Genomic DNA, 13,110 nt, shown 5'->3' with positions numbered 1-13,110 from the left:
AAACAGATGTAGGAGCCGGGCTTGCCCGCGATGCGCCGCGCGGGCGGCGCTCGATTTCATGTGCGCTAAAAATCTCCTGACATGCGCCTTGAGGTCACCCCTAACCCATCAGCGCCCCAGCGGCACGATCATCGGCGTGCCCGCCACCGGGTCGTCGATGATCACGCACTTCAATCCATACACCGCTTCGATCAACTCGGGCGTGACGATGTCGGCCGGCTTGCCGCTGGCGAGCACCTTGCCCCCGCGCATGGCGATCAGGTGCGTGGCGTAGCGGCAGGCGTGGTTCAGGTCGTGCAGCACCACCACCAGCGTGTGCCCCTGGTCGCGGTTGAGCTCGCGCAGCAGTTCCAGCAGGTCGATCTGGTGGGTGATGTCGAGCCAGGTGGTGGGTTCGTCCATCAGCACCAGCGGCGTCTGCTGGGCCAGCACCATGGCGATCCACACGCGCTGGCGCTGGCCGCCGGACAGGGTGTCCACCGCTTTCTCGGCAAACTCGGCGACGCCGGTGGCGGCCATGGCGCCTTGCACCGCGGCTTCGTCGGCGGCGCTCCAGCGGTTGAACAGGGTCTGGTGCGGGTAGCGCCCACGCGCCACCAGGTCGCGCACCAGGATGTCGCTGGGCGCGGTGGAGCTTTGCGGCAGCAGGCTCAGGCGCCGTGCCACCTCCTTGGTGGGGTAGCGGCTGATGGCCTGGCCGTCCAGCCACACCTGGCCGGCGGCCGGCTGCAGCAGGCGGCTCAAGGTGCGCAGCAAGGTCGACTTGCCGCAGGCGTTGGGGCCGATGATCACGGTCAGTTCGCCGTCGGGGATGTGCACGGACAGGTCGCGGGCCACGACCTTGTCGTCGTAGCCCAGGGTCAGTTGCTCGGCCCAGAGGCGCGAAGGGGCGGGCAGGGCGGTCATCGCTTGCGGGTTTCCCGAATCAGAAGGCCAATCAGGTAGAGCCCGCCGAGGCTGACGGTAATCAGCCCGACGTGCAGTTGGTAGGGCAGGAACAGGCGCTGGGCGGCCAGGTCGGCGGCCAGCAACAAGGCCGCGCCGGTTAGCGCCGCCAGCGGCAGAGTCAGGTGTTGCGAGGGGCTCAGGCGCCGGGCAATCTGCGGCGCCGCCAGGGCCAGGAATGAAATAGGCCCGGCCACGGCGGTGGCGGCGGCGGTGAGTATCACGCCCATCAACAGCAGCAGCAGGCGCGAGCGCTCCACCGGCACGCCCAGGGCGTTGGCGGTGTCATCGCCCATTTCCAGCAGGCGCATGCGCTGGCTCAGCACCAGGCTGCCGGCCAGCGCCATGGCGATGCACAGCAACGCCGGCACGGTCTTGGCCCAGGTGATTCCATTGAGCGTGCCGGCGTTCCACAGGCCCGCCGACAGCGTGGCCTCCAGCGAGCCGTTGACCACGACCCAGGTGTTGAACGACACCAGCATGGCGCGCACGCCCAGGGCAATAATGATCAGCCGCAAGGTGCTGATGCCGTTGCGCCAGGCCAGGCGGTAGACCACCACGGCAGTCAGCAGGCCACCAATCAGCGCCGCCGAGGCGCTGCCCAGGGTGTTGCCGTGAAACAGCACCAGGGCCACCAGCACGCCGCTGTAGGCGCCGGTGTTGAAACCCATGATGTCGGGGCTGCCCAGCGGGTTGCGCATCAGCGACTGGAAGATCGCGCCGCTGACCGCCAGCGCCGCGCCCAGCACCAGCGCCGCCACCACCCGCGGCAGGCGCCATTGCAGCACGATCAGTTGCGTACCCGGCGCGCCTTGGCCGCGCAGGGCGTCCAGCACCTGGCCCAGGTTCAGCGCCAGGCTGCCGCTGGCCAGCGCCCAGGCGGCCAAGGCCAGGCACAGCAGGGCGAGGGCAGTGGCGGTGAACAGCGGGCGTCTGCTGTGCAAGCGGCTCATCAGTTGGCCCCCAGGCGCTGGCGGCGCGCCAGCCAGATCAGCACCGGCGCGCCGATAAAGGCGGTCATCACCGACACCCGCAGCTCGCCAGCGGTGATCAGCCGGCCCAGGGTGTCGGCCAGCAGCAACACAGTGGGCGTCAGCAGCAGGGTGAACGGCAGCTGCCGGCCATGCTCGGGCCCGGCCAGCCAGCGCGCCAGGTGCGGCATCATCAGGCCGACGAAGGCGATGGGGCCGACCATCGCCGTGGCCGCGCCGCACAGCAGGGTGATCGCCAGCAGCCCCAGCAGTTGCGTGCGCAGCACCCGGGTGCCAAGGGCAGCGGCCATGTCCAGGCCCATGCCCAGGCTGTCCAGCGCGCGGCTCAGGCCCAGCGCCAGCAGCACGCCGGTGCCGATGGGCAGGGCGGCGGCCTTGATCAGCTCAAGGTTGCGTACGTCCAGGGAGCCGGCCTGCCAGTAGCGGATCTGGTCGAACACCAGCGGGTTGAGCAGGGTGATGCCTGAGCCGATGCCTTCCAGCACCGCGGTCAGCGCCACGCCCATCAGCGTCAGGCGCATGGGGCTCACGCGGCCACCGCCGGTGAAGCCGCTGAGGGTCACCAGCAGGTTGGCCAGCAGCGCGCCGATGACCGCGCACACCACGTACTGGTCCGGGCCGTTGACGCCCAGCCAGGCCATGCCCACCACTAGGGCGAAACTGGCGCCGGCGTTGATACCCAGGATGCCGGGGTCGGCCAGGGGGTTGCGGGTCAGGGTCTGCATCAGCGCCCCGGCCACCCCCAGCGCCGCGCCCGCCAGCAGCCCGGCCAGGGTGCGCGGCAGGCGTGCGTCGGTGATGACCACGCAATCGACGCTGGTGCAGGCGCCGGTCAGGGCGTCCAGTACCTGTGACAGCGGGGCCAGGTGGGCGCCCACCTGGAGGCTGGCCAGCACGGCGCCCAGCAGCGCCAGGGCGGTGAGGGGCAGGCGCAGGGAAGCTCTCATGGGCGGCCCTGCCGGAGCGGTGCGAACATCGTGAATCGCCTTAATGTATCGATACAAATACGAAGCATTCGTTTATACGACTGATTGGCGAATGCTATCATGTGGCCCGCTTGATAGGTAGTTCGCCTATCGATACAGGCCTGTCGATACAAGGGAGTTTCATGGCCAGACCGTCGATTTTTCTCAACCTCAGCCTGCTGCGCAGCCACCCTGCGTTCCGCGCAGTGTTCCTTGCCCGCCTGCTGTCACTGATCTCCCTGGGCCTGCTGGCGATTGCCATGCCGGTGCAGATCCAGGCCCTCACCCATTCCCCCCTGCAGGTTGGCCTGGCCGTGACACTGGCCGGCACCGGCATGTTCGTCGGCCTGATGTTCGGCGGCGTGCTGGCCGACCGTTATGAGCGACGCCGGCTGATTCTGCTGGCGCGTTCCACCTGCGGCATCGCCTTTGTCGGCCTGTGCCTGAATGCGTGCCTGGCGCAGCCGTCGCTGCTGGCTATTTATGCGCTATCGCTGTGGGACGGCTTCTTCGGCGCCATTGGCGTCACCGCCTTGCTGGCGGCGACGCCGGCGCTGGTGGGCCGCGAGCACATGGTGCAGGCGGGGGCCATCAGCATGCTCACCGTGCGCATCGGCTCGATTCTCTCGCCCTTGCTGGGCGGGCTGTTGATCAGCGCCGGGGGCGTGGCCTGGAACTATGGCCTGGCGGCGTTCGGCACGTTGATTACGGTGCTGCTGTTGCTGCGCCTGCCGGCGTTGCCGCCACCGCCGGTGCCGCGCGAGCACCCGCTGAAGGCGCTGGCCACCGGCATCGGCTTCCTGTTCGAAAACCGCGTGGTGGGCACCGTGGCGCTGATTGGCGCCTTGCTGACCCTGGCCAGCGCCGTGCGCGTGCTGTACCCGGCGCTGGGCCTGGCCTGGCAGCTGGACCCCGCGCACCTGGGCCTGATGTACGCGGCCACGCCGCTGGGCGCGGCCATCGGTGCCATCACCAGCGGCCGCCTGGCGGCCACGCCGCGCCCGGGCAAGCGCATGCTGGCCACGGCGCTGCTGGCGTTTGCCGCCATCGCCGGGTTCAGCGTGGCGCCGTCGTTCTGGCTGGCGCTGCTGTGCCTGGCCGGTTTTGGTTATTTGAGTGCGGTGAACGCGCTGCTGCAGTACGCGCTGATCCAGGCGCAGACCCCGGACCACCTGCTGGGCCGGGTCAACGGCCTGTGGACCGCGCAGAACGTCAGTGGTGACGCCCTGGGCGCGGCGTTGCTGGGTGGCTTGGGCTCGTGGCTGCTACCGGCCAACGCCGCCCTGGCGTTCGGCCTGGCGGCGATGGCGGTGGGGCTGGTGCTGGCGCTGGGCATGCGCCAGCTGCGCCGGGTTCAGTTCGACGCCGTGGCGGCCTGAGCGCCGGGCGTGCCGAACTGCGCCTGCAGGCGGTCGAGCAGGTGGTTGGCGCTGTAGTAGTCGAGGCGGAAGGTGTCGGCGCCCAGGGCGTACACGCGCTGGCTATCGATGGCCGGCAGGTGCGCCAGCAGCGTGTTGCCGAGGATGGCCTTGGTGTCCGCCGGTTCCGCGGCGAACATCAGGAAGCTCTGGCCAGTGAGCGCGTCGGCCATGTGCTCGCCGCCGGCCTGGATGATGTCCTTGCGCTTGCCCATGTTCTGGCTGTTGGCCAGGGCCGGCGACGGCTCGGCCAGTTCGAAGCCCAGCTGCGCCAACAATTGGCCCTGGGGCGAGGCGGCGGTCCAGATGTTGGCCTGGCGCGCGGCTGGGTTGTAGACGAACGCCGACACCGGCTGCGGCGGCAGCTTGAGGCTGTTGCGCAGCTGCGCCTGGCGCTCGGCGAAGGCTTCGATCAACTGGCCGGACTGGGCTTCATGGCCGGTGGCCTCGCCCAACAGGGTTTCCAGCTGCTGCCAGCTTTTATCGTCGTAGTTCACCACCAGGGTCGGGGCGATGGCCGAGAGTTGGTCGTACAGGGCAATGGCCGAATCGCCGCCGGTGGCGCTGATCAAAATCAGGTCCGGGGCCTGGGCCGCCACTGCTTCGGCGTTGGCTTCGCCGATGTACAGGCGCTGCACGTTGCGCGCCTTGGCCACCGCGCCCCATTGGCGCAGGTAGCCCTGGTCGTCGGCGACGCGGTTGTTGGGCGTGGTGGCGCCGCTGGCGATCACCGGCGCGTCGATGGCCAGCAGCGCGCCGGTGAGGGTCACGCTGGTGGATACGATGCGCGTGGGCGCGTGGTTGAGCACCACGCTGCCGTGCTCGCCGTTAATGGTGCGCGGCCAGCCGGCGTCGGCGTAGGCGCTGCCGGCCAGCAGCGGCAGGCAGGCGGCCAGCAGGCACAGGCCGGCGCGCAGGGAAGGGCGGGGGAATCGGATGGGCATGAAGATAGGCGTCCCTGGTGGAGAATAAATCTCATTTTTATCAATGAGGTGTGTGCCTGCAACCACAAGCACGTATCGCCGCCGATACACGCCCCGTAGCAGCTGCCGCCGGGCGGCGTCCGGGCCCGGAATGGAAATCGTGGCGGCCCTGACGCGGCCTGGCGGCCGCTGCTACAGGGTGGGTTTGTACCGGCTGTGAGACCGAGGTCTCGTTGACAACGTTTCCTGCTATCCATAACCTTAACATGATTGATAGCAATTCTCATTACGAGTCACGAGGCGAACGTCATGACGACACACCACCTGGAAAACGAGCGATACCGTACGCCAGACGGTAGCAAAGAGGCGCAGTTCCTCTTCCGTTCCGGCACGCGCAGCCTGCGCGGCCAAGGTATCTTCAGCCGTATCAATAGCGCGGCCGGCAGCGGCGGCGTGTCCTCCAGCGCGTTCCTCGCCGAAGTCGGCGCCGCGCTGGCGCGGGCCCGCGAGGCCGGCATCGACAACCCCATTGTGATGGGCGCGATTCCCTTCGACACCACCCAGCCGTCCTGCCTGTACATTCCCCGCCAGTGCGCCTGGCGCGACGAGCAGCCAGCGGCTGCTACCCAGGCCGAGGCCGCGCGCCCGGCGGTGCTGAACCAGCGCAGCATTCCCGACGAAGCCGGCTTCAAGGCCGCCGTCAACCAGGCCATCGCCAACTTCCGCTCCAGCACCATCCGCAAGGCCGTGCTGTCGCGTCAGCTCGACGTGCAGCTGACCCAGCCGGTGGATGTCGAGCAGGTGCTGGCCAACCTGGCCGCCCAGAACCCCTCGGGCTACCACTTCCGCGTGCCCATGGCCGACGGCGCCGAACTGATCGGCGTGAGCCCCGAGCTGTTGGTGCGCAAGACCGACGACCAGGTGTTCACCAACCCCCTGGCCGGCTCTGCCAAGCGCCGCGTCGACCCGGTGCAGGACCGCGAAGTGGGCGAGGCGCTGCTGGTGTCCGAGAAGGACCAGTACGAGCACAGCCTGGTGATCGACGACATCCGCCGCGTGCTGGAACCGGTGTGCAGCCAGCTGGACGTGCCGCCTGGCCCGTCGCTGCTGAGCACCGCCGCCATGTGGCACCTGTCCACCGCTTTGCAGGGGCAACTGCGCGACCCCAACACCTCGGCGCTGCAGTTGGCCTGCCAGATCCACCCCACGCCGGCCGTGTGCGGCGCGCCCACGCAACTGGCGCGCAAGCTGATCGACCTGGTGGAACCCGAGACCCGCGGCCTGTTCAGCGGCATGGTGGGCTGGTGCGACAGCCACGGCAACGGCGAGTGGGTGGTGACCATCCGCTGCGGCACCGTGCAGCATGACCGCATTCGCCTGTTCGCCGGTGCCGGCATCGTCGAGGCCTCGTGCCCCGAATCAGAATGGAAGGAAACCCAGGCCAAGCTCGGCACCATGCTGGCCGCCTGCGGCCTCGACGCACAGGCGGGCTGCGCATGAGCATCGCCTTCTCGCCTTGGCCGGCCGACCTGGCCGCCCACTACCGCGCCCAGGGCCACTGGCTGGACCGGCCGATGACCGACATTCTTGCCCAGCAGGTGCAGGCGCGCCCGGACGCCCCGGCCATCATCTGCGGCGAGCGTACCCTCAGCTACGCCGAGCTGGACCGCCAGTCCGACAACCTCGCGGCCTACCTGCACGCCAGCGGCCTGCGCACTCACGACGCGGCGCTGGTGCAGCTGCCCAACATCGCCGAGTTCTACGTCACCTTCTTCGCCCTGTTGAAACTGGGCGTGGCGCCGGTCAACGCACTGTTCAGCCACCAGCGCCAGGAACTGCTGGCCTACGCCCGGCAGATCCAGCCCAAGCTGCTGATCGCCTCCAGCCGCCACGCCCTGTTCGCCAACGACGTGTTCCTCGACGAGCTGCGTGGCGTGGCACCGAGCCTGGCCACCGTGGTGCTCGACGGCGCCGACCTGCAGACGCACCTGCAAACCCCAGCGCGCCACTTCGTCGCCAGCCCCAGCGAAGGCGGCCAGGTGGCGTTCTTCCAGCTGTCGGGTGGCAGCACCGGCACGCCGAAGCTGATCCCGCGCACCCACAACGACTACTACTACAGCCTGCGCCGCAGCGTGGAGCTGTGCGGCCTGACCCCGGCCACGCGCTTCCTCAGCGCCTTGCCGGCCGGCCACAACTACACCATGAGTTCGCCCGGCGCCCTGGGCGTGTTCATCGCTGGTGGCTGCGTGGTGATGGCCAGCGACCCCGAGCCGCTGAACTGCTTCGCGCTGATCGAGCGCCATGGCGTCGACTGGGTGCCGCTGGTACCGCCGGCGGTGGCCCTGTGGCTGCGCGCCGCGCCCGAGCATCGCGCGCGCCTGCACAGCCTGAAGGTGCTGCAGGTGGGCGGCGCCAACTTCTCCGAGGCCCTGGCGCGTCGCGTGCCTGAAGAATTGGGCTGCCAGCTGCAGCAGGTGTTCGGCATGGCCGAGGGCCTGGTCAACTACACCCGCCTGGACGACGACAGCGAGCGGGTGTTCACCACCCAGGGCTGCCCGATGAGCGCCGACGACGAGGTCCGTGTGCTCGACGAAGAGGGCCGCGCCGTGCCGCCGGGTGAGCCGGGCATGCTCGCCACCCGTGGCCCGTACACCTTCCGCGGCTATTACCTGGCCCCCGAGCACAACGCCCAGGTGTTCGACGCCGAAGGCTTCTACTACTCCGGCGACGTGGTGCAGCAGGACGCCGACGGCTACCTGAAAGTAGTCGGCCGGGTGAAGGACGTGATCAACCGCGGCGGCGAGAAAATCGCCGCCGAGGAAATCGAGAACCTGCTGCTGCACCACCAGGCCGTGACCCACGTGGCCCTGGTGGCCATCCCCGACGAGCTGATGGGCGAGAAGAGCTGCGCCTGCGTGGTGGCCAACGACCCTGCGCTGAAACCCTCGGACCTGCGCAAGTACCTGCGCGCCCAGGGCGTGGCCGACTACAAGCTGCCCGACCGCTTCCAGTTCATGGCCGAGCTGCCCTTGACCGCCGTCGGCAAGATCAACAAGAAGCAGCTGCGCGAGACCCTGCGCGCAGCCCTCGACAACGCATCCGCATAAGGCTTTACCCATGGCTATCCCGAAACTCGCCAGCTACCCCATGCCCACGGTCGCCAGCTTCCCGGCCAACAAGGTCAACTGGGCCCTCGACCCGTCGCGGGCGGTGCTGCTGATTCACGACATGCAGGAATACTTCCTCGACTTCTACGGCGAAGACAGCCCGCTGGTGGCCCAGCTGGTGGCCAACGTCGTGGCCCTGCGCGCCTGGTGCCACGCCCAGGGCATCCCGGTGGTGTACACCGCCCAGCCGTCCGAGCAGAGCCCCCAGGACCGTGCGCTGCTCAACGACATGTGGGGCCCGGGCCTGACCACGGCCAGCCGCCAGGTGCAGCAGGTGGTGGCGCCGCTGCGCCCGCTGCCCCAGGACACGGTGCTGGTGAAATGGCGCTACAGCGCGTTCATTCGCTCGCCGCTGGAGCAGATGATCAAGGAAGGCGGGCGCGACCAGCTGATCATCTGCGGCGTGTACGCCCACATCGGCTGCATGGTCAGCGCCACCGAGGCGTTCATGCGTGACATCAAGCCGTTCTTCGTCGGCGACGCGCTGGCCGATTTCTCCGAGGACGAGCACCGCATGGCCCTGCGCTACGTGGCCACCCGTTCGGGCTTCGTCACCGACGTGCAGAGCATCATTGGCCAGCAGGGCCAGGCGCTGGACCAGGCCTGGCTGCTGGCCCAGCTCACGCCGTTCCTGGACGCCGACGACGGCGAGCCGGGCGCCGACGACAACCTGATGGACTACGGCCTGGACTCGGTGCAGGTGATGACCCTGATCGGCAACTGGCAGCGCGACGGCCTGGACGTCAGCTTCGCCGAGCTGGCGAGCAAGCCGACCCTGGCCGGCTGGTTGGCGGTGCTGTCGGCCAAGCGCCAGGCGGCCTGATTTCCCTTTGATTCGCCGCCCCGAGTGTGGGGCGGCTTGCCGTGAGTAGCTGCAATGGATTTTACCAACAAGTGCGTATGGGTGACGGGCGCGGGGCAGGGCATTGGCTTGCAGGTGGCGTTGCGTTTCCAGGCCGCCGGCGCTCAGGTGATCGGTTTCGACCGCGCCTTCAATGAGCCCGCTTACTCCTTCCGGACTGTGGTGCTGGACGTCACCGACCCCATCGCCGTGGAGCAGGTGTGCCAGGAAATGCTCGGCCAGCAGCCGCGTATCGACGTGCTGGTGAACGGTGCCGGCGTGCTGCGCCTGGGCAACAGCGACGCGCTGTCGGTGGACGACTGGCAGGCCTGCTTCGACGTCAACGTCTCCGGGCCGTTCTACCTGTTCCGCCAGCTGGTGCCGGTGTTCAAGGCCCAGGGCCAGGGCGCGGTGGTGAGCATCGCCTCCAACGCCGCCCACGTGCCGCGCCTGAACATGGCCGCCTACTGCGCGTCGAAAGCGGCCATGGTGGCGCTGAACAACTGCATCGGCCTGGAACTGGCCGAACACGGCGTGCGTTGCAACCTGGTGTCGCCAGGCAGCACCGACACGCCGATGCTGCGCGACATGGTCGGCGGCCCCCAGGGCTTCACGCGCCTGGTGGCCGGCCTGCCCGAGCAGTACAAGCTGGGCATCCCGCTGCGCAAGATCGCCACGCCGGACGAGATCGCCAACGTGGTGCTGTTCCTGGCCTCGGACCTGGCCAGCCACGTGACCATGCAGGACCTGGTGGTGGACGGCGGGGCAACGCTGACCGCCTGACGTTTTATGTGGGAGCTGGCTTGCCAGCGAGCTTTCAGGGCCTGAACATCTCGCTGGCAAGCCAGCTCCCACAAAGGCGTGTCAGTTGCGCCGCCCACCCAACGCCGCGCGCAATGCGTCCGGCACCACCGCGGCGTCCTGCTTGCGCTGCGCCCGAAACGGCTCCACGCACTGGGCCACATACCCCACCGGGTAATCCGGCCGGTCACCAATGCCCACGTCATCGCCCAGGCGGTAGCCGGGCAGGTACAGCGCCGTGCCCAGCAGCCGGTCCCAGCAGGTGAAAAACAGGCCGAAATTCACGTCCCCCACACGCCCGTATTTCAGGTGGTGCAGGCGGTGCACCGGCGCCCAGGCGAACACATGGCGCAGCGCACCGATGCGCATGTCGACATTGCTGTGCTGCAGCAGCAATTGAATGCCCACGGCAAAGCCCAGCAACGCCGCCAACTGCGGCGGCAGCCCCAGCAACAGCAACGGCAGCACGCCGCCCAGCGCTTCCAGGGTCTGGTGCAGCGGGTGTTTCATCAACCCATTGAAACCGTACATGCGCGGCACGCTGTGGTGCACGCTGTGCAGGCGCCACAGCACCGGCAAGCGGTGGCTGGCGAAATGCACCAGGGTAATGCCCAGGTCGGCGATCGGCAGCGCCAGCGCCAGTTGCAGCCACAGTGGCCAGTGGCTGGGCCACAGCCCGGGGTTGGGCAACAGGAACGCCAATAGCGGAATGGTGATGACGCCCAGGCCATTGATGCCCTCGTTGACCAGCGCGTGCAGCAGGTCGCGCGGCTCGTCCTGGTGGCTGGCGTTCCATTGCGGGCGGTAGGGCAGCCAGCGTTCGGCCAGGGTGGCGACGATGACGGCCGCGGCCAGCAGCACCAGCAGCAGGGGCAGCGGCAAGCCGTCGCCGACCAGCCACAGGCCGGCGGCGAGGAAACCGAAGAAAAACAGCGGGGCGTAGAGACGGGCGAACAGCAGGCGCATGGGTAACTCCCTTGGGGTCATCGGGCCGGCAGCATCCGTGGCTGACGGGCTTGCGCGCTTGAACAGGCGGCGCAAGGGGACGGTAACGGCGCAACCCCATCAGTTGCGTAGGACGTTTCCCAAAGATTTGAAGAAAATTCCTACGGCGCCTAAAGCGTGCGCTGATCGCCCCGTTGCCGTTTTATTTTCTGTCGAGTCATTAGCTCACTATCTATTCTTCCAGGGCCGCTCGTCGGCGCATAACAACAAGCAAGGAGCTGACGCTCCAAGGAAGGTCTTGATGCCACTCGAATCATCCCGTCGCCGATTTCTCCAGCACTGCCTCAGCGTTTCCACCGCCGCCCTGTTGCCGCCGTTCGCCCTCGCCGACCTGGCTTCGCCTACCCAGGTGACCGTCGCCCAGGGCGTGCTGCAAGGCCAGCAGCAGGCCGACGGCACCCGCAGCTGGAAGGGCGTGCCCTTCGCCCGGCCACCGGTGGGCAAGTTGCGTTTCAAGGCACCGCAGCCGCTGCAGGCCTGGTACGCACCCCTGAAGGCCGAGGCCTATGGCCCTTGGGCGGTGCAGCAACCCTATCCGCCGGTGTTGCAGGACAAGCCCAAGGGCGAGGAGGACTGCCTGTACCTCAACGTCTGGGCGCCCGCCAGCCCGGCAGTGCACGTGCGCCCGGTGCTGGTGTGGCTGCATGGCGGCGCGTTCGTGCTGGGCAGTGGTGGCGACCCGCGCTTCGATGGCAGCGACTATGCCCGTCGGGGTGACCTGATTTTCGTCACGGTGAACTACCGCATGGGCGGCTTTGGCTACCTGGGCGTGCATGCGGAGCCGGGCGCCGCCAACCTTGGCCTGCAGGACCAGGTCGCCGCGCTGCGCTGGGTGCGCGACAACATCAGCGCCTTCGGCGGCGACCCGCACAACGTGACGGTGATGGGCGAGTCGGCCGGGGCCATGTCCATCGGCTGCCTGCTGGGCGTGCCGGCGGCCAAGGGCCTGTTCGCTCGCGCGATTATCCAGAGCGGCGGCGCGCGGCCGTTGTTCCAGGCCGACGAGGCCGCGCAGGTGCTGCACCAGGTGCTGCAGGCGGGCGGCGTGGATGCCGCGCAGTTGCAGCAGATGCCGGTGGCCGAGCTGAACAACCTGTTCATCAAGGTGGCGGAGCAGTCGAATACGCCGCTGTTGGGCGGCGAGGCCTACCACCCGGCGGTGGACGGCAGCCTGCTGCCTGTGCACCCGCTGGAGGCGCTCCACGCGGTGCCGACGCTGATTGGCCACTGCCGCGACGAAAGCGGGCTGTTCGTCGCCGGCAAGGCGGTGAACCTGCTGGAGGGGTTGCCGGCGCGGGTGCGCGCCAAGGTCGGCGAGGCCACCTGGGCGCAGGTCGAGCAGACCTACCAGCAGAGCACGGGCGCCGGGGGCGACTGGCAGCGTGAGCTGTTCAGCGACATCTTCGTCGGCGTGCCGGCCCTGCGCCTGGCCGACCGCCTGGCCGCCGCGGGTGCGCCGGTGTGGGCGTATCGTTTCGACTACGCCAATGCCGGGCCCTACGGGCCGTGCCATGGCAGCGATATTCCCTACACCTTTGGCCTGGGCCAGCCGGGCAAGGGGCGTGGCAGTTTCACCGCGGCCGAGCAGAGGCTGTCCGAGCAGATGCGCGACAGCTTCATCGCTTTCGCCCACACCGGCAGCCCACAGACCGCGGCGCTGCCCACCTGGCCACGGCATGAGCCGCAGGCGCTGGCCTACCTGCGCTTCGACACTCCGGTAAGCGTGGCCAGCGATTACCTCGGCGCCGCGCGCCGCGCGGTGTGGGAAACCGTCCCCATCGCCGCCCTATAACACCGTAGCAGCGGCCGCAGGCCGCGTCCTGGGCCCTGTGCGGTACCTGGGACGCGGCCTGCGGCCGCTGCTACGGGGGTGAATATTCCGTAGGGAGCGGTGGGGTCGCTGTTGTGTGCGGCTGGGCTCTTTGGCTATGATGCCGCTCCGGAGATGGCATTCCTCCTTGAACCGCCGCGCTGGCCGCAGCTGATGATGCCTACAGACACCTGATCACAGGGGCTGTAGGCGTACGCGCAACAAATCCCTCTTGGTCAGGCA

Annotated in this window: 11 protein-coding genes and 1 riboswitch; of the genes, 6 read left to right on the top strand and 5 right to left on the bottom strand. The window is 68.6% G+C overall.

Annotation, left to right across the window (positions count from 1 at the left end; all coding sequences use genetic code 11):
* Positions 1-108 precede the first annotated feature (108 nt).
* Genes AC0J42_RS18095 through fepD form a run of 3 tightly spaced genes read right to left on the bottom strand, consistent with a single transcriptional unit; the run spans position 109 to position 2,884 of the window.
* A complete protein-coding gene (locus AC0J42_RS18095; RefSeq protein ID WP_473002818.1) occupies positions 109-906 on the bottom strand; it encodes an ATP-binding cassette domain-containing protein in 798 nt (265 codons plus the stop codon).
* Positions 903-1,898 carry an iron-enterobactin ABC transporter permease gene (gene fepG, locus AC0J42_RS18090; protein ID WP_473002816.1) on the bottom strand — a complete coding sequence of 332 codons (996 nt, stop codon included), beginning with the start codon at positions 1,896-1,898 and terminating at the stop codon, positions 903-905. Before fepG ends, AC0J42_RS18095 begins: the two co-directional genes overlap by 4 nt.
* Positions 1,898-2,884 carry a Fe(3+)-siderophore ABC transporter permease gene (gene fepD, locus AC0J42_RS18085; RefSeq protein WP_473002814.1) on the bottom strand — a complete coding sequence of 329 codons (987 nt, stop codon included), beginning with the start codon at positions 2,882-2,884 and terminating at the stop codon, positions 1,898-1,900. Before fepD ends, fepG begins: the two co-directional genes overlap by 1 nt.
* Positions 2,885-3,045: 161 nt before the next feature.
* Here fepD and entS point away from each other — a divergent pair, with 161 nt between their 5' ends.
* On the top strand, positions 3,046-4,281 hold the full coding sequence (entS, locus tag AC0J42_RS18080) for an enterobactin transporter EntS (protein WP_473002812.1): 1,236 nt from the start codon (positions 3,046-3,048) through the stop codon (positions 4,279-4,281).
* Here the strand turns inward: entS and fepB are convergent.
* Positions 4,257-5,264, bottom strand: a complete 1,008-nt coding sequence (gene fepB / locus AC0J42_RS18075; protein WP_473002810.1) for a Fe2+-enterobactin ABC transporter substrate-binding protein — start codon at positions 5,262-5,264, stop codon at positions 4,257-4,259. The genes entS and fepB overlap by 25 nt on opposite strands.
* A gap of 288 nt (positions 5,265-5,552) precedes the next feature.
* On the opposite strand from fepB, the gene AC0J42_RS18070 reads away from it, so the two are divergent.
* From AC0J42_RS18070 to dhbA, 4 genes are read left to right on the top strand one after another with little or no spacing between them, the layout of a single operon-like run.
* Positions 5,553-6,743, top strand: coding sequence for an isochorismate synthase (locus tag AC0J42_RS18070; RefSeq protein ID WP_416424932.1), 1,191 nt, complete (start codon positions 5,553-5,555; stop codon positions 6,741-6,743).
* On the top strand, positions 6,740-8,350 hold the full coding sequence (locus tag AC0J42_RS18065) for a (2,3-dihydroxybenzoyl)adenylate synthase (protein ID WP_473002808.1): 1,611 nt from the start codon (positions 6,740-6,742) through the stop codon (positions 8,348-8,350). Before AC0J42_RS18070 ends, AC0J42_RS18065 begins: the two co-directional genes overlap by 4 nt.
* 10 nt (positions 8,351-8,360) lie before the next feature.
* Positions 8,361-9,233, top strand: coding sequence for an isochorismatase (locus AC0J42_RS18060; protein WP_473002806.1), 873 nt, complete (start codon positions 8,361-8,363; stop codon positions 9,231-9,233).
* Positions 9,234-9,287: 54 nt separating this feature from the next.
* Positions 9,288-10,034: a 2,3-dihydro-2,3-dihydroxybenzoate dehydrogenase gene (gene dhbA / locus AC0J42_RS18055; protein ID WP_473002805.1), complete on the top strand. Its 747-nt coding sequence runs from the start codon at positions 9,288-9,290 to the stop codon at positions 10,032-10,034.
* 81 nt (positions 10,035-10,115) lie between these two features.
* Here the strand turns inward: dhbA and AC0J42_RS18050 are convergent, their stop codons facing one another.
* A complete protein-coding gene (locus AC0J42_RS18050) occupies positions 10,116-11,018 on the bottom strand; it encodes a sterol desaturase family protein (protein WP_473002803.1) in 903 nt (300 codons plus the stop codon).
* Between the two features lie 280 nt (positions 11,019-11,298).
* Here AC0J42_RS18050 and AC0J42_RS18045 point away from each other — a divergent pair, with 280 nt between their 5' ends.
* Complete coding sequence (locus AC0J42_RS18045) at positions 11,299-12,849, top strand: carboxylesterase/lipase family protein (RefSeq protein WP_473002801.1); 1,551 nt, start codon at positions 11,299-11,301, stop codon at positions 12,847-12,849.
* A 140-nt stretch (positions 12,850-12,989) separates the two neighbouring features.
* Positions 12,990-13,058: riboswitch (Fluoride riboswitch) on the top strand.
* The last annotated feature ends 52 nt before the right edge of the window (positions 13,059-13,110 follow it).

This window comes from Pseudomonas sp. Tav-5-1A, assembly GCF_055755055.1.
This window is presented reverse-complemented; position numbering and strand designations above follow the sequence as displayed.